We start from the raw sequence: 20,957 nt of genomic DNA on the forward strand, positions 1-20,957 counted from the left end.
TTAAGAGGAACCACTTACATGAGGGGAAACTAATAAGGATTCCTAGAGGAGGAGATTATGAAAAAGACCTATCCGCTTACGGCAGCCCAGAACATGCATTACAGATGGATAAAGGAGTACGGCACTCAGCAGGTGTCAGGCCTCAGTATAGTTGCTGCACTTAAAGCAGAGCTCGACTTCGGACTTCTGAAAAAATGCATTGAACTGGAAATGGAAAGATATGGCTGCATGAGAGTCCGCTTTACAAAGGCAGATAAGGATGGAAATGTTCAGCAGTATCTTGTGGAAAAGGATCACAGAGATATTCCCATAAAGGACTTAACGGGAATGAGCATGAAGGAAGCAGATGACCTTATGCAGAGCTGGGCATATCAGACCTTTGATGGAGATGACATCCCGATGTGCGACGTGTATATGATGAAGCTTCCTGAAGGCTACAGGGGATTTTTCATACACATGGATCACAGACTTATTGATTCCTGCGGAGTTGTGGTGATGACAAACGACATCATGTCGCTCTATACACATTACAAATTCGGAGCAGCCTATCCGGCAGACCTTGCTGACTTTGAGACTGTGCTTGAATCTGACCTGAAAAAAGCAGGTAATGAGAAGCGATTCCTAAAGGATAAAAAGTTCTGGGATGATCAGCTTGATGCCTATGGCGAACCCTTATATTCAGATATTCAGGGGCCTTCTGTTTTAAATGATTCCCGAAAAAAGCATAAGAATAAAAAGCTAAGGAGTGCAGACATCGAGCGAAAGGAACTTTTCGTAGCAGTAAAGGACTATAAGCTTGAGGCTGAGCCCACAAAGAGACTCATCGATTTTTGCATGAACCATGGAATATCGATGACAAATCTGCTTCTTCTTGGAATAAGGACCTACCTGTCCAAGCAGAACGATGGTCAGGAGGACATCTCCATTCAGAACTTTATATCAAGAAGGTCCACGAAGGACGAGTGGACATCAGGTGGAAGCAGAACGATCATGTTCCCCTGCAGAACCGTTATAAGCGGGGATACAGATTTTATGTCAGCGGTCTATGAAATTCAGAACGTGCAGAACAGAATATATATGCACAGCAATTACGATCCGGCACTTATCTATGAGGAAATAAAAAAGCGCTACAACACGCCGGAGGATACGACCTATGAAAGCTGCTACCTGACCTACCAGCCAATGCCGGTAAAGATGGACAACCCTTTCCTTAAGAATATTCCAATGCATGCCAAGTGGTTTGCAAACGGAGCAGCTACAAAGAAGATGTACCTCACGGTGTCCCACACGGAGGATGGAGGCATGAACTTTTCATACCATTATCAGACAGTGCAGCTTACCGAGAAGGATGTGGAGCTTATGAACTATTACCTCATGAGGATTCTCTTTAGAGGAATTGAGCAGCCTGACATGACAGTGGGCGAGATAATGGAAGCCGTATAAAGCATATTTTTAATACATATATTCAGAACCAGTAAAAGACAAATTTGAGGAGGAGATATTTATGAGTAGAGAAATGAAATTCAAAGAAATCATCGCACAGTACTGTGAGGTAGCACCTAAGGATATGAAGGATGCACTCAGATTCCGTGAGGACCTGGGCTTTAGCTCCCTTGACTTCATGTCATTTCTTGGAGAGCTTGAGGATGAGTTTGACGTAGAGCTTGAGCAGGAAAAGGTGGTTCAGATTCACACTATCGGGGAAGCGATGGATCTTCTTAATGATGTAGAAGTTGCGTAAATATATACGCACCGGGAGGAGGAGTTTATGAATAATATCAGAGCTATTTGGGATGAGTCAGTTAAGAATTATAAAGATATACCCGCTGTGAGGTGGCTTGTAAAAAAGGACATCCACGAAAAGACCTATGGCGAACTTGATGGCAAAATAAAGAGCATAAGAGCTTACCTTGAAAAGGAGGGCTTTAGAGGAGCACATGTAGCTTTAATAGGAAAAAGCTCACCTGAGTGGGTTGAAGCATATCTTGGAATTGTAACAGGCGTCAATATCGCAGTTCCTCTCGATGCAGGTCTTCCCGATGAGGAGCTTGTAGAGCTTATCCAGAGATCAGATTCAGAGGCACTTTTTCTTGGTAAGGAGAGAATAACCCTGATGGAGAAGGTGCAAAAGGACTGTCCCAAGGTAAAGAAGATATGGCTTCTTACAGAGGAGGAATTCGCAGCCTTTACCGAGGATAAGGTCAATGTACCGGGGGCTGCGGGATACGAGATTGCAACAATTATCTACACTTCAGGAACAACCGGAAAGAGTAAGGGCGTAATGCTTACCCAGGAAAACCTTGCCGACAACGTGAAGTATGTTGAATATGATGGCAAAGTTGGCGGAGTCACCTTAAGCGTTCTTCCGATACATCACGCTTATTGCCTTGTAATGGACTGGCTTAAGACTTTATCCCTTGGAACAACTATATGTATAAATGATTCATTCATGCATATGGTAAGGAATATGGGAATCTTCAAGCCCGAGGTCATGCTTATGGTTCCGCTTATGATAGAGACTATCTATAAGAGAGTTTCCATGCTTGATAAAGAAGCTGTAAAGGCTGCTCTTGGTGGCAACCTTAGGACCATTTTTACAGGTGGAGCTCATCTTGATCCCTTCTATATCGAGAAGTTTTCAGAATATGGAGTGGAGATTCTTGAGGGCTATGGAATGAGCGAATGCTCACCGGTAATAACCACCAATACAATAAAAGATCATAAGCCCGGCTCTATCGGAAAGCCCCTTGCAAATGTGGAGATATCTTTTGAAAATGGAGAGATTCTTGTCCGCGGAAGCTCAGTCATGAAGGGCTATTACAAGATGCCGGCTGAGACAGATGAAGCAATTAAGGATGGCTGGCTTCATACCGGAGATAAGGGATACCTTGATGAGGATGGATATCTTTTCATAAACGGAAGAGTAAAGAACCTTATCATAATGTCCAATGGTGAAAATGTATCACCTGAGGAGATTGAGAATAAGCTGGCACTTAATCCTCTTATTGCAGAGGTTATTGTAACAGGTGAGAACAATGGCCTTACAGCCAGAATTTTCCCTGAGGCAGAGGTTGTAGATAAAAAAGGACTTGATACCAATGAGCTTTATGCTGAGCTTCAGCTGTTCATTGATGAGTACAACAGCGGACAGCCCACCTACAGACATATCACATCTATAGTGATAAGGAGCACACCTTTTATCAGGAATTCTACAGGTAAAATAAAAAGGCAGGACGCTCTCAAGGAGAATCCTGCTGCATAATTTAAATCATGAATGGAAGTATTCCGTTTAAGAAAATGGTAGTTAATATATCAGCTATGTTCTCAGCCGGGGATTCAAAGTCCTCGGCTGTCCATTTGTGAAGGACACCAAGGGTGCTGCCGATGATACCGGCGATGAGATAGGAGTACTTCTCTCTCGAAACATTGCCATTTCTTTTTACATCGGAAACCTGTGTTACATACTGGTGGAACATTGTCATGGCCTTTTCAAAAAATCCGTCGCCTCTTGCGCTCTCTAAGAGACTTGCAAGGAACGGATTTTTCTTTGTGTAATTACAAATGGCAAGGAAATATGATTTGCATAGCTCCCTGTCGTTCGCGGGATGGAAGCTCTCCATCATATGGAAAATATCATCTATAGTTTTGTCCTCTGCAGCTGTAAAGAGTGCAGGGATATTTTCGTAGTGATTATAAAAGGTGCTTCTTACGATTCCCGCCTTTTTTATAACATCGGAAACCGTGATCCTTTCAAAATCCTTTTCCTTTATCAAAAGAAAAAAGGCATCTATTATTGCTTCTTCAGCAGTGCTGTAACGTTCATCAAGCTCGTTCATACCAATCCCCTCGAAATTTGCTTTTTCGGCTATTTTATCATAAATTCTATTAGAAAGGAAAATGCGTTTACTTAAATTCACTATGGAAAGCATAAGAACAGATAACGATATTCAGAAAAAAAGAAAAATAAAGGCGGCCCTGACAGAAACAGCAATCATCGCAGGCATACTGGTGGTAAACTCTGTGGTTTACGCTCTGACCGGTTTCGGCATTCCATGCATATTCAGACTTGCCACAGGATTAAAGTGTCCCGGATGCGGTCTTACCCATGCGTACCTGGCACTTTTTAAAGGGAATATCCATGGTGCTATGGATTACAACATATTGTCGGTTACCCTGATGCCGGTCTTGGGACTGTTTTTATTATATAAAGGGATAGTTCTGATAAGAACAGGGAGCACACGGATGAAAAGGTGGGAAAATATATTTCTGATCATCTGTGCTGTTATTATTGTCATATTTTTTGTTTGCAGAAATATACCGGAGCTGATAAATCATCCGTTATTTAGGTTAATCATTTCAAAATGAGAACTTGTTCGCAATAATCAGGTAGAGATTGAATTAAGTAGACATCATAATTATTACTCAGGAGGAACTATGGTATGAAGAAAAAAATAATATGGGGAATGATTATGCTAATGGGAGCACTTGCTGCCTGTGGAAAGGCAGATACAAAAACTGAAGAAAAGATTGAAGTTACAGTAGAGGAAGAGAAGCCGGAAGGCGACAATGCCTATGCTGAGGCAATAGCAGAAGAGACATCGGTTTCCGAGGAAGCTACAGAAAGTGAAGAAGCTTCATCTGAGGAGAGAGTGCCTACAGCTGAAATTGGCGATCACGTCCTTCCTAAATACACCAATCTTAGAACTGACGAGGCAGGAACTATAGAGCATATATCCTACACCGGTCATGACTATGCAGGTGACGGAAGTGAGATCACAAAGGAAGCTAATGTATACCTTCCGCCTAACTATGATCCTGAGAAGAAATACAATGTGATGATTCTTCTTCACGGTATCGGTGGTAATGAGGATGAGTGGGGGCTTACAAAGACCACCTCAAGAGTAAAGGCTATCATGGATAACCTCACATATTATGGAGACATAGAGCCCTTCATAGTGGTTACACCTAACGGAAGAGCCGGTGCTGAAAACAATAAGGACACAAGTAAGATTGACTCCTTCTATAAATTCGGAGAAGAGCTCAGAAACGACCTTATCCCTTACATGGATTCACACTATAGTACCTACGGCGAGTACAGCGAGGACGGCTACGACCTCAGCGCTGCAAGAGCCCACAGAGCAATCGCAGGCTTATCAATGGGAGGAATGCAGACCATAAACATTGGCCTTGATGAGTGCAATGACATGTTCGGATACTTCGGAGCATTCTCCGCTGCACCTACAAGTAATGCAGCCACCAAGACAGCAAGCATTATGGAGAACTGCGAATATCCCATCTATTATTTCTATAATATATGCGGGCTTCAGGACAGAATAGCTTACCAGTCCTCATCAGCAGCTGCAAAGAACCTCCCCGCCCTCTGCGACAAATTCAAGGACGGCGAGAACTTCATGTGGCAGGAGATGGACGGAGGCCACGACTTCCACATCTGGTACCAGGGCTTCTACAACTTCGCTCAGATTGCCTTTAAACATGATGACGAGAACGTACAATAAAAAAATATATCTACCCCTCCACAGAGGAGCGTGATGGAATAATAAATATTAAAGTCGGTGCGAAATAATATTTCATTTTGCACCGGCTAATTTTATACTTTTTATTCATGGAATGTTTATGGAAATTTAAGTCCATGAATAAAAATACGTATATATAAACATGATAAAATACATATGTTAGGTGAAGGATGCGGTGGAATGTCATGATCGTTTGAGGGGATGTAGAGGTGAATGATAATACAGGCCGGAATCTGAAATCACATAATGTTGTAATTGTCATTATTACCATTGCGTGCATCGGGGCTATTATAGAATGTGTAAACCTGAGATGGGAATTTTGGGTTGCACCTTTAATTTTATGCGGCGTTATCGCAGTTTGGGCCATTCATATAAGTCAGTATCGTGACATCAGATTCAGAGAAAATTTCTATATGATTTTTTCGATGATGGTGGCGTTTTTTCATGGTGTTCATTTAACCAGCTTTTTCGATGTCTTTATTATATCTTCACTACTTCTTGTTACCGCGACACTCTTAAAGAGAAAAATCTTTTTACATCTAAATCTGGCAGAATTCTATCTGATCATGATAATACAGACCGTGGTCTCGGCATTAAATAACTATATCGAATTTGATTCCCTTGTAATTTCCAGAATAATATTGCATTGCGTAGCCGAAGTGTGCTTGTATAAGGCTTTACTTAATCTCCTTGAGGAGCATCAAAAGATAGAGACCGAGCTTGATGCAAAGCAGCGTGATGAGGAGATGAGCAGCGCCACAATGGAGGATTTCCTTGTGAACATCTCACATGAGCTGAGGACACCTGTAAATGTCATAACGGGAATGTCTGAGCTTATCTTAAAAAACAGGTTCAGTGAGGATATTGTCTCCATAAGAAATGCAGGAATCCGTCTTTCACATCAGATAGAAGACATCCAGGATTACAGTGAGATACAAAGAGGCGATGCGATCATTGTTGAGGAAAAGTACAGCATCATATCCCTTGTCAATAATATAGTTGCCGGCATCAATATTATGGGTATAAAGAAGGGGATTGAGCTTATCATTGATCTTGATCCCAACCTTCCGACGCTTCTTAAGGGTGATGGCGCAAGACTGAATAAGATCATCACTCAGCTTCTTGATAATGCCATCAAATACACAAAGTCAGGTGGAGTATGCCTTAAGATAACCGGAAAGAGAAAGGATTATGGAATAAATCTCATAATCGAAGTTACGGATACCGGTGTCGGGATGAAACGAGCTGACATAGAAAAGGTTTCAAAGGGCGGATATCAGGCTAATAAGAAAAGAAACAGAAGTACCGGAGGTATCGGTCTTGGACTATCCATAGTTTATGGCTTTGTCAGACTGATGAATGGCTTTGTTTCTATAGAGAGTGAAAAGAAGAAGGGGACTACTGTGCGCATCAGCGTTGTACAGGGAGTCCTTGATGCTTCGCCATGCCTTAAGGTGAAAGCCAGAAACTTCGTAAATATCGCTTACCATGTTAATCCTGAGAATTTTAATAACTTAAAGGTCAGGGCTTTTTATAATGAGATGGCCATCAATATGGCATCCGGATTAAGGGTTAATCTGTATGCTACGCCCAGTCTGGCAGAGCTTAAGAAAATTCTCGAAAGAGGAGATATTACACATATCCTTATGGGGTATGAGGAGTATAAATGCGCACCGAAATTCTTTGATGATATAGCAAAGGGAGACATTAAGGTTGCAGTATTTTCAGACAGAGGAGTCAATTTATCAAAGGGAACCTATGTAATAAGCATGCCAAAGCCCATCTATGCCTATCCGGTTGTAAGAATACTTAACAATGATGAGCTGGGATACCTGCCCGGTAAGGCCGGAATGAGACCTGAGCTTGATGGTGTTAAGACCCTTATTGTCGATGATGAACCCATGAACCTTGTTGTGGCATCAGGACTGTTTAAGGATTACAACATGATAACTGATACCGCTGAGAGCGGACAGGAGGCTATTTCAAAATACGAGCGGGAAGATTATGATGTGATTTTCCTTGATCATATGATGCCTGAAATGGATGGTGTCGAAGCCATGAAGAAGCTAAAGCTTATAGCAGAAAGAAAGGGTAAACGGCTTTGTACTATAGCCCTTACGGCAAATGCAATAAGCGGCGCAAAGGAGATGTTTATAAGAGAGGGCTTCGATGGATTTATCAGTAAGCCTATTAAAATAATAGAATTTGAAAGTGTAATGAATCGCGCTCTTGCCGATGGCAGGATAAGTCGTAACGGAGGTGCGAAATGATACGCAGATTATTGAGAAAAATAATCGCGATGATCAAAGATCCCTCCAGAGACTTCAGGGAGCGCATATTCATTTTGCTGACTTTGGTCATCTCACCGGTAATTATACTGGCGCTGGCAGGCGACATTTATTTTGGTGAAAACATTATAGAAATCGGAGCACTGATTTTCTCTGTTATTATGGTTCCGATAATGACCTTTATTTCCGTCAAGAGAGATAAGGTTAATCAGGTTGCAAAGATAGTGGTGCTTGGACTTGTTTTTGTGCTGCTACCGATTCTGTTCTTCTGTGGAGGCGGAATTGAGGGCGGTGGCATCCTCTGGGTTATATTTGCATATTTGTATATAGGACTTGTACTTTCCGGAAAATGGAAGCCTGTGATCCTTGTAATCTTAACTGTCGAAGGAGTTCTGTTCTATGCAATGGGATATTTTTATCCTGAGACAGTATATCAGCATACTCACAAAATGTTTTATGTGGATTCGATGCTTTCCATTATTATGGTGGGCGTGATCATCACATTGACGGTGTGGTTCGAAGAGGAACTCTATAAGGAAGAGAACAAGAGAGCTAAGGAAGAGAACAAAAAGATCGAGGAGCTCATCAACAATCAGAACAGCTTCTTCTCAAGTATGAGCCATGAGATCAGAACTCCTATAAACACAATCCTTGGATTAAATGAGATCATTTTAAGACAGGAAGACGCATCGGATGAAATACTGAAGGACTCACAGCACATTCAGGGTGCGGGACGTATGCTCCTTACACTTGTAAATGATATCCTTGATATTTCCAAGATGGAAGCAGGGGAAATGGATATCGTTCCTGTTAACTACAATATGGAAAACATGGTTTCTGATATTGTAAATATCATGTGGCTAAGAGCAGAGGAAAAGGGCCTTGAGTTTAACGTTGAGGTGGATCCCACCATCCCGGTAGAGCTCTTTGGTGATGAGACGAGAATTAAGCAGATTCTCATAAATCTTCTTAATAATGCGGTCAAGTACACTGACGAAGGCGCTGTAACACTGCATATTGAAAAGGGTGAAATAAACGGCGATTATGTACTTCTTCTGTTTTCCATAATTGACACAGGTATTGGAATTAAGCAGGATGCAATTCCATATCTTTTTGATGCCTTCAAAAGAGTTGATGAGGAGAGAAATGCAGGAATCGAGGGAACAGGTCTTGGTCTTGCGATCGTAAAGCGCCTTGTTGATCTTATGAACGGCAAGATAACTGTCAGTAGTGTGTACACGGAAGGCTCTACATTTATCGTTACATTAAGGCAGAAGGTTGCAAGACATGACAGCATAGGTGAGATAGACATTCGGAACTTTGGCTTTAAGAGACCGGATAAAAAGTATATGCCAAGCTTCACTGCTCCTGATGCAAGAATCCTTATCGTAGATGACAATGAGATGAACCTTGAAGTGGAAAGGAAGCTCATTGCCGATACCATGATGACGATTGATACAGTCACCAGCGGAGATGAAGCCCTCTCCATGACCTTAAGTGAGAAGTATGACATTATTTTCCTTGATCACCTAATGCCTGACATGGATGGAATAGAATGTCTTCAGTATATAAGGAAGCAGGCCGGAGGACTTAACAATCAGGTACCTGCGATAGCACTTACTGCCAATGCGGGAAGTGATGTAAGAGAGCTTTATAACAAGAGTGGATTTGACGGCTACCTCCTTAAGCCTATATCAGGCAATCAGTTGGAGGAGATGCTTTTAGAGCACCTGCCTGAGCTTAAGGTAAAGCGGACAGTTACGGATAATAATACTAAGGTCAGAATGAATTCTGCAAGAGGGTACAGCAAGAAGATTTCCGTCATAGTTGCCACAAGCAGCATGTGCGATCTTCCCCAGAGTACCCTTAGGAATTGCCAGATTGATATTATACCCTTCAATATTATTGCTGATGGTAAGACATATTCTGACCGTATTGAGGCCAGCACGGATGAAGTAATAAATTATATGAAGCAGGGTGTATCCTTTGAATCCATGCCGCCTTCAGTGGAGGATTTTGAGCGTTTCTTCGGAAAAGAAATCAAGAAGGCTCACGAAGTTATTTATTTGTCACTTCCTCCTGCTATCAGTAAGGAATATGAAAATGCCCTTGAGGCAGCAAAGGAATATGGCAACGTTAAGGTATTTGATTCCGGTTACAATTCCGGAGCAATGGGTATGCTGACACTTATTGCCTACAAGCTGTCCATGCAGGGCGCCAGCACAGAACGAATACTGGAGGAGTTAGAAGAAGCCAAGCAGAGAACAAGATGCAGCTTTATCACAGGTGATGCGGAGCTGTTGATGAAGCGTGGTTCCATAGGAAAATGGATATATGGCTTTATAAGTACCTTTGGATTCAGACCAAGTATCAATGTGAAAAACGGAAGCATTTATATCGGCAGAATGTATGTAGGTGATTATCTGAAATGCTATGAGGAATATATCGAAAACACACTTCCTAAGAGGATAAGGCCTGACCTTGATGTGATAATAGTTGAATATATTGAGCTTACTGAGGAAGGACGCACCAGAATAAAGGAGGCTATCAGGAAAAGATTTTCTTTCGAGCATATTCTTATGCAGAAGGTGTCAGCGGTGGTATCCCTTAACTGTGGAATGGGAGCTGTTGGCCTGTCCTTCATGATGAAGGGAGATAATTCCTATGAGCTTAGTAAGCTGTTATGTGAAGATGAAGCAGAGGATAACGAGGAAGCTGAGAATCTGGTTCAATATGCCATAGAAGAAAATGAATCATCAGAGACTGAAGAAGAAAATGATGAGTCAAAAGATGCGGAAGATACGGAAGAAACCACGACTATTGAAGCCAAAAGCAGTGATGATAAGAAGTGGTATGAAAAGCTTCCGGGAATTGACAGTGCGATAGCTCTTGATTACTCGGGATCCGAGGAGGCACTTTTATCAATAATTGAGATATTCTATGAATCAATAGATAAAAAGGCAGATGAGATAGAAGCTCTTTATAACAGCGGCGATTATAAGAATTATACGATAAAGGTCCATGCCCTGAAGAGCTCAGCAAGACTAATTGGAGCAACAGAGCTTGGAGAGCATGCAGAAGCCCTGGAGATGGCAGGAAAAGCTAACAACCTTGAGTTTATAAAGGAGAATACTGCTAAAACCCTTGATGAACTCAGGAATTACAAGAAAGTATTTGGACCGCTTTTTAATAATGAGAATGAAAAGGGTGAAGAGACCGTAGAGAACGATGAGAAGGAAAATGCACCTGGGGTAAAAGAAAAGTTCGACAGCAATCTTCTTGTAAGTGTTTATGAGGGAATACTGGAAGGCGCAGATAACTGTGATGAGAATATGATCGCAGAAATACTGGATGAAATTGCTGATTATGATCTGCCAGACGAGGATATGGAAATCCTCAAAAAGGTTAAGGAACATCTGGATAAAAAGGAATTTAATGAAATCAGAAACCTGATAGATAATTGACACAGGGGGTAAGCAAATGAGCAGGGTCGTACTTATTTCAAACCACTTCAGTGTGGTTGTCAGATCGATAGAGAAAAGTCTCACAGAGCAGCATTTTAATGTGACCTTACTGGAGATTGATATGGAACAGATCATGGCCTTTATGGAGAAGGCTGATATTTTCCTGATATATCTTCAGAATACAATTCTTGATGAAGAGAAAAAGGTTAAGGATCTCTTCAAGCTTTGTGATGCGGTAAGGGATCATAACAGGAGACTTATTCTTATTGGTGCAGACAGAGATAGGGATATGTTTATTCAAAGTGTACCTGCATTCCATGACTGTACCTGGATGGGAAGACCTGTGGATATGGAGGCTCTGACCGATGAGATCAAGGGTGAGATAGAACGACTTGCAGATGAAAACGCCCATTACAGCATTCTCATAATAGACGATGACCCGGTTTACGCGAGAATGGTAAGAGAGTGGCTAAGGTTTAATTATACTGTCAGCACAGTTGAGGACGGTACCCAGGGAATAACATATATATCAAGGCGAAGGGTGGATCTCATACTTCTTGACTACGATATGCCGGTGGTTGATGGCCCTACCATTTTGGAGATGCTAAAGTCATTCCCTGCAACCTCACAGATTCCGGTTATGTTCCTTACAGGCAAGGGTGACAGGGAGAGCATTAAGCGTGTTGTTTCGCTAAAGCCAGAAGGCTATATCCTGAAAACAGTAACCAAGCAGGAGCTGCTAAAAACGTTAAACGAATTCTTTGAGAAGGTTCCAAAGAGTTTTGAGATTACGGATGGTGATGCTAAAGCATGAAAAAAGCACTGACGCTAAATAAAAATCTCATAGGGATATGCGGCTATCTGATGGCTGTTGTCGCTCTTTATGCACTTCTTCTAAAGGATAGGATAAACATTGGAAGTTACATCATGTTAAGAACGCTTCTGATGTCTGTTTTAATAGTAAATTTTATTATCTGGTGGAAGAAGGATTATAAGGCGAAGGAGAGAGACCGCTTTATTAATCGTGCAATTCAGTACGCTGTAGCTTCTAATTCTCCTGAGGAAAACATAAATTCCATGATAAGGTTCCTGGGAAAAGAGCTTAGTGCCATGCGTATTTTTATCTTTGAGGATCAGAAAAACGGCAAATACAGAGGAACCTACGAATGGTTTGACGAGGAGCTTGAAGCAACCTCCCTTGAGCTTATGTATGTTCCCTATGATGGTTTTATAGATAAAATTCTGGAGGCCTTCGAGGATAATAATAACCGTCTGATCATTGGAAGTGCGGAGTCCTGTAAGACGTCTATTCCGTCACTTTACGACTTTATAAAGACCAATGATATAGATAATGTGGTGCTGGGCCCCTTGGAATTTAGGGGGACTACATTCGGAGTATGCGGAGTAACGGATGTTCCGAAGAACCAGCTTGAAGATGTTGCAGAGATCATAAGGCTGATATCATACTTTATTGCCCAGCTCATCATGCAGCGTGAGGAGCAAAAGCGCAGCTTTTTCTATAGCTATAACGATACGCTTACAGGTGCCTATAACAATATCGCTTATAAAAAATATGTTGAAAAGGATTTCGACAAAGGGCAGCCCTTCGGATTTCTTCGCTGTGACTTAATAGGCCTTATGGAGATAAATGTATCCCAGGGTTATGAAGTAGGCGACATGATAGTTATCATTCTAGCTAAGGCACTTATGGAGGTATTTGGAGAGAATAACGTATACCGTATGAACGGAACGGAGTTTGTTGCATTTGGATTTGAGACAGATGAGGTGTTCTTTAATACAGACGTTGAGAGAGTAAAGAAGCTGATCTCTGAAAAGGGCATAAATGTTGCGTTTGCACCTGTCTATTGCATGTATGGAACCTCGGATATGAGCATAGTTGTTAAAAGAGCTGAGAACCTCATGCATGAAAACTTTGAGAAAATGATGATGAAATGAAATCATCGTTGTGATATTATTAACAGAACAATTGCATAAAGCGTAAGGTGTCTGCAGGCGTATATGCTATGTATGTCGTGCAGGTGAAAAGGGAAGCAGGTGAGAATCCTGCACGATCTCGTCACCGTGTTTCGAGAGCCGGTTTCAAATACCACTGGAGTAATCCGGGAAGGTGAAGCTGGCGCTGCAAGTGCTGAATCGATCAGCCGGGAGACCTGCCTTTCGCTGTACATGGATTATCCGGGCTACGAGGAATTAGCCGTACGAATACTTTGGGGCAAATATTTTTTGTTTGCCTTAATTGCGTGCGTATTTTTTGACCTCTGCCTTCTGGTGGAGGTTTTCTATTTTTCTTTAATTTCCTGATTATCCATCGATGCAAAAAAAGCAAAAGGAGAGAGGCATATTATGAAAAGAAAAACTATTGCACTGATCATGACCACTGTACTCGCAATTTCTTTGATGAGTGGCTGCGGTCAGAAGGCAGCACCTGCAGAGGAGAATCAGACTGCTACAGAAACAGTAACAGAGGATACTGCTGAAGCACAGACTGAGGAATCTGTAGAGGAGAAGGCCGAGGAGCCTGCAGAGGAAGAAAAGTCTGAAGAAAATACAGATGCCACTGTAGAGGAGAGTACAAAGGCAGCCGAAGAGGGAGCCCTTGAGGATGGTGAGTACAGCGCAAAATTCACAACTGACAGCAGCATGTTCCATATTAATGAAGCTTATGCTGACAGAGGAACACTTACAGTTAAAGATGGTGAGATGACAATTCACATCACACTTCCTTCCAAGAATATCGTTAATCTTTTCCCCGGAACAGCTGAGGATGCGCAGAAGGACGGAGCAGTTCTTCTTGAGCCCACAACTGATCAGGTTAAATATGAGGATGGAACAGAGGAAGAGGTATATGGCTTTGATGTACCTGTTCCAGCAATCGATGAGCCCTTCCAGCTTGCACTTATCGGAACAAAGGGTAAGTGGTATGACCATGAGGTAACAGTATCTGACGTACAGACTGGCGAAGCAGGGGAAGGTGATGACGACATGGCGGCAGCAAAAAAGGTGGCAGATCTGATAGACTCCATTTATGTACAGACATGGACAGAGGAGACAGATTCACTTTGTGAGGAAGCAAAGAAAGCCTGGGATGAGCTTACAGATGCTCAGAAGGAGCTTGTAGAAGGTGAAGATGCAGATCCTGATTACTTTGGTAATGACACAGGAGATGCTTCCAAGGATGATCCGTTAAATGCAGATGATATCGGTGAAAACGAGCTTCTCGTTGTAAGCTTTGGTACATCCTTTAACGACAGCAGGGCAGAGGACATCGGAGGAATCGAGAAGGCACTTGCGGCAGCTTATCCTGACTGGTCTGTAAGAAGAGCATTCACAGCTCAGATCATTATCAACCATGTATATGCAAGAGATGGTGAGAAAATCGATAACGTTGATCAGGCCCTTCAGAGAGCTGTAGATAACGGTGTAAAGAATCTTGTAGTTCAGCCTACACACCTTATGCACGGTGCTGAGTACGACGAGCTTGTAGAAGCTCTTGATAAGTACAGCGATAAGTTTGAGTCAGTAAAAATCGCAGAGCCTCTTCTTGGAGAAGTTGGTAAGGATGCAACTATCATCAACGAGGACAAGGAAAAGGTTGCAAAGGCTATTACAAACGCAGCTGTTAAGGAAGCAGGCTTCGACAGTATAGAAGCTGCTGATGAGGATGGAACAGCCTTCGTATTTATGGGACACGGAACATCACACACAGCTAACGTAACATACTCCCAGATGCAGACACAGATGGAGAAGCTTGGACATAAGAATGTTTTCATCGGAACAGTTGAAGGTCTTCCGGAGGAGACAGCTCTTGATGCAGTGATCGAAACTGTTAAGGCTGCAGGCTATAAGAAGGTCATTCTTCGTCCTCTTATGGTTGTTGCAGGTGACCATGCTAACAACGATATGGCTGGTGATGATGAGGACAGCTGGAAGAGTGGCTTTGAAAAGGACGGTTCATTCGAAAGTGTCGAGTGCCAGATAGCAGGACTTGGCGGAATTTCCGAGGTTCAGGAAGTATACGTTTCACATACAGGTGATGTGATCAAATAAAATTTATGAATAATATAAAAAGAAGAATAGAAATAGTATGGATTGCTTTTCTAACACTTCTTTTCACCTTAAGTCTGACAGGATGCGGTAATATTTCCGATGGGGAGTATACCGCATCTGTGTCACTTATGGGAGGAAGCGGAAAAGCATATATAGAAAGTCCCTGCAAGGTAACGGTTAAGAATAAAAGGGCAGAGGCGGATATCGTATGGAGCAGTCCCAACTACGATTATATGATTGTTGGAGATGAAACCTATTATCCGGTTAATTCTGAGGGCAATTCGGAGTTTATAATTCCGATTGAGCTTGATAAGGATATGGCAGTTCAGGCTGATACTACAGCCATGAGCCAGCCACATTTAATAGATTATCAGCTTAGATTTACTCTTATCACAGCTGATGGTAATGACAAAGAAAACAGCGCAGAGCAGGAAGCAGATGAAACGGCATCTATGTCAGATGATGGTCAGCAGTATGACGTTCGGGAAAAGCTTGAAATAGAAGGCTTAAGCTACGTTTCAACTGATGAAAATGAATATGCGGAATGCTTTGCAATACATAGATATAGCGATGGATATGCAGTTATAGCTGTGGATGATGGAAGAAATTATCTGGTGGTACCTGAAGGTAAGAGTGCTCCTGAAGGAGACGATTTTATAATCCTTCAAAAGCCTCTTGATAAAATCTACTGCGCAGCCTCAGGGGTTATGTGTCAGTTTGACACCCTTGGAGAAACGGGCAAGGTTATACTTTCAGGAATAGAAAAGGATAAGTGGTACGTGGACTCAGCCAGGAAGGCTATGGAGGAAGGTACCATGGAATACGGAGGAAAATACAGTGCTCCGGACTATGAAAAGATAATAATGAAGGAAGTTGATCTTGCTATAGAGAACACCATGATCCTTCACACACCTAAGGTTATTGATAAGCTTGGTGAGTTGTCCATTCCTGTTTTTATTGACAGATGCAGCTATGAAAGGGATCCTCTTGGACGTCTTGAATGGATCAGGATTTACGGACTATTAACAGATAAAGAAGCTGAAGCAAAAAGCTCCTTTGAAAGTCAGACAGAGCTTGTAAAAAAGCTTGATGACATAGATGCATCAGAAAAAACGGTTGTTGTGTTCTCCATAAAATCCAATCATATGGTAAGCACCAAAAAGAGAAGTGACTACTTCTCAAAGATGATTGAAATCGCAGGTGGAAAATATCTTGGCCCGGACATGGAGGATGATGAGAAGGCAACCTCCCAGGTGACTATCAGTATGGAGAGCTTTTACAGATACGCTTCAGAGGCAGACATCATTATTTATAATTCCACAATAGAAGAAGCTCCCGAGTCTCTTGAATCTCTTATGAGTACGGATACTACCTTCAGTGATTTCAAGGCCTTTAAAAGCGGAGAGGTATATTACACTGATAAAGCTCTTTATCAGTTTGCAAACGAGACAGGAACAATTATAGATAACCTCGGGGACATTATCTCCGGTGAAAAAGAGGATACGGAGTTTTTCCATAAACTGAGGTAAGGGGAGAAAATTGGCAAAAAATCTAATGATACAGGGCACCATGTCAGGTGCTGGAAAGAGCATATTGACTGCAGGAATTCTGAGAGTATTAAAGCAGGATGGCTACAGGGTAGCTCCCTTTAAATCCCAGAACATGGCCCTTAATTCCTATGTGACAAGAGATGGGAAGGAGATGGGAAGAGCCCAGGTGGTACAGGCCTATGCTTCAGGAATGGAACCCTCCGCAGACATGAATCCCATCTTATTAAAGCCCATGGGAGATACCACTTCCCAGGTCATAGTAAATGGACTTCCGATTGGAAATATGAGAGCTGCTGATTATTTCAAGATGAAGAAGCAGCTTATCCCTGACATAAAAGCTGCTTACGAAAGACTGTCCGATAAATCAGACATCATTGTTATTGAAGGAGCAGGAAGTCCTGTTGAAATCAACCTGAGGGAAAACGACATTGTGAATATGGGACTTGCAGAAATTCTGGATGCTCCCGTTCTTATTGCAGGTAATATTGATCCCGGCGGCGTCTTTGCGCAGCTTCTTGGCACGGTAAATCTGTTGTCAAATAGTGAGAGGGAAAGAGTAAAAGGACTAATTATCAATAAGTTCAGGGGCGACGTTTCACTGCTTACTCCGGGACTTGATATGTTCGCCAAATACTGTGACATTCCCTTTGCCGGAATTGTGCCCTTCGTTCCACTTGATATAGATGAGGAGGACAGCGTTTCAGAGAGACTTGATAATAAGCTTACAAAAAGTGATAGTGAGGTCTTGATAAAAATAGCTGTTGTTAGGCTTCCGTTTATTAGTAATTATTCGGATTTTTCAGTTTTAGAAAGGGTAGACGGAGTAAGTCTTCATTATGCAAAGACCGCAGTCGAGCTTAAAGATGCTGACCTTATAATGCTTCCGGGAACAAAGAACACCCTAAAGGATCTTGAATGGCTAAAGGAAAGCGGAATTCGTGAAGTGATATTGGACAGAGCAAAGAGTGGAACTCCTGTAGTTGGAATCTGCGGCGGCTTCCAGATGCTGGGAGAAAAAATAGATGACAGCGATAATCTTGAAGGTGGCGGAAGCTGTAATGGGCTTGGACTTCTTCCGGTTTCAACTGTCTTTGGACATGAAAAAATGCTCAGACAGACCACGGGAATAATCGAAGGTGTATCAGGAGATTTTGCGGTAATAAACGGAGCAGAGGTAAGCGGCTACGAGATTCACATGGGAATCAGCAATAAGGGTGAAATGAGTTTTCCTCTTGTGGCAAACGGAAATGTACTTGGCACTTATCTTCATGGCATTTTTGATTCAGCAGATTTTTGCAAAAGGATACTCGATGTCACCTGTAAAAAGAAGGGAATTGCTAATCCTGAATTTGTAATTGAGGACGCAGGAAGTCACCAGGAAAAGGAACTTGATAAGCTTGCTGATGTGCTTAGACAGAGCCTTGAATTTGAACTTATTTACAGAGCTATAGGAATTTAACTTTTATGGAAATAAAACACATACTTCCTTCTGATATAGAGAAGGAGAGCTTTAGGATAATTAAAGAAGAGCTTTCGGAGATGGAAAAGAGCTTTCCCGAAATTCTTGAGCCAACCATTATAAGGGTGATACATACCACAGCTGATTTTGAATATGCGGATACAATGACTTTTTCTAAGGACGCTGTCACAAAGGCCAAGGATGCCATAAGAAGAGGTGCCCATATTGTAACGGACACAAATATGGCGCTGCAGGGGATAAGTAAAAAGACGCTGGGTAAATATGGCGGAGAGGTTCACTGCTTCATGGCTGATGAAGAGGTCGCAAAGGAAGCAAAGGAAAGACAGGTGACAAGAGCCTACGTCAGCATGGAAAAGGCGAGAGAGATAGATGCGCCAATTATCTATGCCATAGGTAATGCACCGACTGCACTTATTAAGCTTAGAGAAATGATAGATGAGGGCTATAGACCGGAGCTTATAATAGGCGTTCCGGTAGGCTTTGTTAATGTGGTTGAAGCTAAGGAACTGATTCTTGAAACAGATATCCCTTACATAATTAACAGGGGCAGGAAAGGCGGAAGCGGAGTTGCGGCTGCGATATGCAATTCGATTCTGTATAACATGGATTAGGTATTATGCCGGATGAGATGACAGTATTAAAAAACAAAAAAGAGCTAAGGTGCGGATATACAACAGGGAGCTGTGCAGCGGTTACCGCAAAGGCAGCTCTTATAATGCTGATATCCGGAGAGGACATTTTTAATGCCAGCATTGTTACGCCAAAGGGACCTGTTTATAACGCAGAGATACTTGATATTACAAGGACGGATGACTCTGTAAGCTGCGCAGTTATTAAGGATGGCGGAGATGATCCTGACATAACAAGTGGCAGTAAAGTGTTTGCTACGGTTCGATTTCTGGATGATCAGGGAATCACCATAAAGGGTGGCGAAGGCGTCGGAGTTATAACAAAGCCCGGACTTGATCAGCCCATAGGAGAAGCTGCAATTAACTCTGTCCCAAGGAAAATGATAAGGGAAAATCTCGAAGATGTCCTTGAAAAATATGGAAGAACGAATCAGGGAGTTGAGGTTACTATAAGCGTTCCTAATGGTAAGGCTCTTGCGGAGAAGACCTTTAATCCAAAGCTTGGCATAGTTGGCGGAATATCAATTCTTGGAACCACAGGAATAGTTGAGCCAATGAGTGATGCGGCTATTCTTGATACCATAAGAACTGAAGTTAGAGTAAAGCGCGCTGAAGATAAGAAAGTGCTTTTGGTAGCACCCGGGAACTACGGCCTTACATTTTTGAAGCAGAGATATGGTATCGATGAAAATGATGCGGTGCTATGCTCTAACTTTGTATATGACACGGTGCAAATTGCCTGCGATGAGGGCTTTTCCAAAATGCTCTTTGTTGGACATATAGGAAAGCTTGTCAAGGTCGCAGGAAAAATAAAGAATACCCACTCCATGTACGGCGACCACAGAATGGAAATCCTTTCCGGAATAGTATCGGAGGTTCAGGAGGATACAGGAAGCAGCGATATAAAGGAAAAGGTTCTTAGCTGCGTAATGACAGATGAAGCCGTGAACATAATAAATGAAGCAGGTCTTGGGGATAAGGTATTTCACAGGATGGTATCGAAAATAAAGGAAGCCATGGAAGAGTTTTCAGGCGGGAAAATAGAAACGGAAACAATAGTTTTTTCAAATGAATATACAGAGCTTGTAAGAACAGAAAATGCACAGCTGTTTTTGGAAATGACTAAATAGGTATTAAACATAGATGAGAGGACACGGAATGGTTCATTTTGTAGGCGCAGGACCGGGAGCTACGGACCTAATAACTATACGTGGGAAGAAGCTGATAGAGGAGGCTGACGTAATTATTTATGCAGGCTCACTTGTTAATCCCGAGCTTCTTCAATATGCAAAAGAGAATGCGGAGATTCATGACAGCGCCAGGCTTACGCTGGAAGAGGTTATAGAGATAATAAAAACAGCACGTAAGGAAAACAAGGATGTTGTGAGACTTCACACCGGTGATCCGTCAATCTACGGAGCAATAAGGGAGCAGATGGATATCCTTGATGAAGAAAAGATAACCTATGATGTAACTCCGGGCGTCAGCTCCTTTTGCGGAGCTGCGGCTGCACTTAATATGGAATACACACTCCCCGGAATCAGCCAGAGCGTAATTATTACCAGAATGGATGGAAGAACACCGGTGCCTGAAAAGGAATCTGTTGAAGCACTTTCATCCCACGGAGCAACCATGGTATTTTTCCTCTCCGCAGGTGACCTTGAGAGACTTTCAAACAGACTCCAAAATGCAGGAATGGCTGCGGATACACCCTGTGCGATCGTATATAAAGCTACATGGGATGATGAGAAAAAATATGTATGCACGCTGGAGAGCCTTGCAAAGACAGCCGCTGATAACGGCATAAACAAGACGGCGCTCATTATCGTTGGTAAGACTGTGGCACAGTCAGGCTATGAAAAATCAAGACTTTACGCGGCAGATTTTTCTACAGGCTATAGAGAGAAAAAGCTTTGATGAAAGCTTATAAAAACAGATTAGGAA

Annotated in this window: 16 protein-coding genes and 1 riboswitch; of the genes, 15 read left to right on the forward strand and 1 reads right to left on the reverse strand. The window is 42.3% G+C overall.

What is annotated here, in order from left to right:
* Positions 1 to 57 precede the first annotated feature (57 nt).
* The 3 genes from G601_RS0114510 (at position 58) to G601_RS0114520 (ending at position 3,262) form a co-directional block, all read left to right on the forward strand.
* Positions 58 to 1,443 carry a condensation domain-containing protein gene (locus G601_RS0114510; RefSeq protein ID WP_026665796.1) on the forward strand — a complete coding sequence of 462 codons (1,386 nt, stop codon included), beginning with the start codon at positions 58 to 60 and terminating at the stop codon, positions 1,441 to 1,443.
* Positions 1,444 to 1,504: 61 nt separating this feature from the next.
* The gene (locus G601_RS0114515) at positions 1,505 to 1,741 is read left to right on the forward strand and encodes an acyl carrier protein (RefSeq protein WP_026492648.1); all 237 of its coding nucleotides are present in this window, start codon (positions 1,505 to 1,507) and stop codon (positions 1,739 to 1,741) included.
* Positions 1,742 to 1,768: 27 nt separating this feature from the next.
* A complete protein-coding gene (locus G601_RS0114520; protein ID WP_035790813.1) occupies positions 1,769 to 3,262 on the forward strand; it encodes an AMP-binding protein in 1,494 nt (497 codons plus the stop codon).
* Between the two features lies 1 nt (position 3,263).
* Here G601_RS0114520 and G601_RS0114525 read toward each other — a convergent pair whose 3' ends face one another.
* Positions 3,264 to 3,836 carry a TetR/AcrR family transcriptional regulator gene (locus G601_RS0114525; protein WP_026665798.1) on the reverse strand — a complete coding sequence of 191 codons (573 nt, stop codon included), beginning with the start codon at positions 3,834 to 3,836 and terminating at the stop codon, positions 3,264 to 3,266.
* Between the two features lie 82 nt (positions 3,837 to 3,918).
* Here G601_RS0114525 and G601_RS25225 point away from each other — a divergent pair, with 82 nt between their 5' ends.
* The 12 genes from G601_RS25225 to cobM all read left to right on the forward strand — a co-directional run bounded on the left by G601_RS25225 (position 3,919) and on the right by cobM (position 20,930).
* Positions 3,919 to 4,365 carry a DUF2752 domain-containing protein gene (locus tag G601_RS25225; RefSeq protein WP_051201034.1) on the forward strand — a complete coding sequence of 149 codons (447 nt, stop codon included), beginning with the start codon at positions 3,919 to 3,921 and terminating at the stop codon, positions 4,363 to 4,365.
* A 74-nt stretch (positions 4,366 to 4,439) separates the two neighbouring features.
* Positions 4,440 to 5,516: an alpha/beta hydrolase gene (locus tag G601_RS25230; protein WP_026665799.1), complete on the forward strand. Its 1,077-nt coding sequence runs from the start codon at positions 4,440 to 4,442 to the stop codon at positions 5,514 to 5,516.
* A 431-nt stretch (positions 5,517 to 5,947) separates the two neighbouring features.
* Complete coding sequence (locus G601_RS0114540; protein ID WP_207638061.1) at positions 5,948 to 7,804, forward strand: hybrid sensor histidine kinase/response regulator; 1,857 nt, start codon at positions 5,948 to 5,950, stop codon at positions 7,802 to 7,804.
* The gene (locus tag G601_RS23490) at positions 7,801 to 11,286 is read left to right on the forward strand and encodes a DegV family protein (protein ID WP_051205881.1); all 3,486 of its coding nucleotides are present in this window, start codon (positions 7,801 to 7,803) and stop codon (positions 11,284 to 11,286) included. Before G601_RS0114540 ends, G601_RS23490 begins: the two co-directional genes overlap by 4 nt.
* Before the next feature lie 16 nt (positions 11,287 to 11,302).
* Positions 11,303 to 12,100 (forward strand): response regulator, encoded by a 798-nt coding sequence (locus tag G601_RS0114550; RefSeq protein ID WP_026492643.1) that lies wholly within the window; start codon positions 11,303 to 11,305, stop codon positions 12,098 to 12,100.
* On the forward strand, positions 12,097 to 13,242 hold the full coding sequence (locus tag G601_RS0114555; RefSeq protein WP_026665801.1) for a diguanylate cyclase domain-containing protein: 1,146 nt from the start codon (positions 12,097 to 12,099) through the stop codon (positions 13,240 to 13,242). Before G601_RS0114550 ends, G601_RS0114555 begins: the two co-directional genes overlap by 4 nt.
* A 28-nt stretch (positions 13,243 to 13,270) precedes the next feature.
* Positions 13,271 to 13,479: riboswitch (cobalamin riboswitch) on the forward strand.
* A 171-nt stretch (positions 13,480 to 13,650) separates the two neighbouring features.
* Positions 13,651 to 15,354 carry a sirohydrochlorin cobaltochelatase gene (locus tag G601_RS26955; RefSeq protein WP_242834430.1) on the forward strand — a complete coding sequence of 568 codons (1,704 nt, stop codon included), beginning with the start codon at positions 13,651 to 13,653 and terminating at the stop codon, positions 15,352 to 15,354.
* A gap of 5 nt (positions 15,355 to 15,359) precedes the next feature.
* Complete coding sequence (locus G601_RS23505) at positions 15,360 to 16,883, forward strand: ABC transporter substrate-binding protein (RefSeq protein WP_051205883.1); 1,524 nt, start codon at positions 15,360 to 15,362, stop codon at positions 16,881 to 16,883.
* 10 nt (positions 16,884 to 16,893) lie between these two features.
* Positions 16,894 to 18,363, forward strand: a complete 1,470-nt coding sequence (locus G601_RS0114575) for a cobyric acid synthase (RefSeq protein ID WP_026665802.1) — start codon at positions 16,894 to 16,896, stop codon at positions 18,361 to 18,363.
* A 5-nt stretch (positions 18,364 to 18,368) separates the two neighbouring features.
* Positions 18,369 to 18,995 (forward strand): precorrin-8X methylmutase, encoded by a 627-nt coding sequence (locus tag G601_RS0114580; protein ID WP_026665803.1) that lies wholly within the window; start codon positions 18,369 to 18,371, stop codon positions 18,993 to 18,995.
* Between the two features lie 5 nt (positions 18,996 to 19,000).
* Positions 19,001 to 20,143: a cobalt-precorrin-5B (C(1))-methyltransferase CbiD gene (gene cbiD / locus G601_RS0114585; RefSeq protein ID WP_051205884.1), complete on the forward strand. Its 1,143-nt coding sequence runs from the start codon at positions 19,001 to 19,003 to the stop codon at positions 20,141 to 20,143.
* 28 nt (positions 20,144 to 20,171) lie between these two features.
* The gene (gene cobM / locus G601_RS0114590; RefSeq protein WP_026492638.1) at positions 20,172 to 20,930 is read left to right on the forward strand and encodes a precorrin-4 C(11)-methyltransferase; all 759 of its coding nucleotides are present in this window, start codon (positions 20,172 to 20,174) and stop codon (positions 20,928 to 20,930) included.
* Positions 20,931 to 20,957 lie beyond the last annotated feature (27 nt).

The organism is Butyrivibrio sp. FC2001, from assembly GCF_000424125.1.
Classification (GTDB): Bacteria; Bacillota; Clostridia; order Lachnospirales; family Lachnospiraceae; genus Butyrivibrio.

Excerpts from the sequence above, each read along its gene's own strand:
- G601_RS0114540 (WP_207638061.1), top strand. The coding sequence starts at position 5,948 with ATGATTTTTTCGATGATGGTGGCGTTTTTTCATGGTGTTCATTTAACC.
- G601_RS26955 (WP_242834430.1), top strand. The coding sequence starts at position 13,651 with ATGAAAAGAAAAACTATTGCACTGATCATGACCACTGTACTCGCAATT.
- G601_RS25230 (WP_026665799.1), top strand. The coding sequence starts at position 4,440 with ATGAAGAAAAAAATAATATGGGGAATGATTATGCTAATGGGAGCACTT.
- G601_RS0114580 (WP_026665803.1), top strand. The coding sequence starts at position 18,369 with ATGGAAATAAAACACATACTTCCTTCTGATATAGAGAAGGAGAGCTTT.
- G601_RS23505 (WP_051205883.1), top strand. The coding sequence starts at position 15,360 with ATGAATAATATAAAAAGAAGAATAGAAATAGTATGGATTGCTTTTCTA.
- G601_RS0114550 (WP_026492643.1), top strand. The coding sequence starts at position 11,303 with ATGAGCAGGGTCGTACTTATTTCAAACCACTTCAGTGTGGTTGTCAGA.
- G601_RS25225 (WP_051201034.1), top strand. The coding sequence starts at position 3,919 with ATGGAAAGCATAAGAACAGATAACGATATTCAGAAAAAAAGAAAAATA.
- cobM (WP_026492638.1), top strand. The coding sequence starts at position 20,172 with ATGGTTCATTTTGTAGGCGCAGGACCGGGAGCTACGGACCTAATAACT.
- cbiD (WP_051205884.1), top strand. The coding sequence starts at position 19,001 with ATGCCGGATGAGATGACAGTATTAAAAAACAAAAAAGAGCTAAGGTGC.
- G601_RS0114515 (WP_026492648.1), top strand. The coding sequence starts at position 1,505 with ATGAGTAGAGAAATGAAATTCAAAGAAATCATCGCACAGTACTGTGAG.
- G601_RS0114520 (WP_035790813.1), top strand. The coding sequence starts at position 1,769 with ATGAATAATATCAGAGCTATTTGGGATGAGTCAGTTAAGAATTATAAA.
- G601_RS0114555 (WP_026665801.1), top strand. The coding sequence starts at position 12,097 with ATGAAAAAAGCACTGACGCTAAATAAAAATCTCATAGGGATATGCGGC.
- G601_RS23490 (WP_051205881.1), top strand. The coding sequence starts at position 7,801 with ATGATACGCAGATTATTGAGAAAAATAATCGCGATGATCAAAGATCCC.
- G601_RS0114510 (WP_026665796.1), top strand. The coding sequence starts at position 58 with ATGAAAAAGACCTATCCGCTTACGGCAGCCCAGAACATGCATTACAGA.
- G601_RS0114525 (WP_026665798.1), bottom strand. The coding sequence starts at position 3,836 with ATGAACGAGCTTGATGAACGTTACAGCACTGCTGAAGAAGCAATAATA.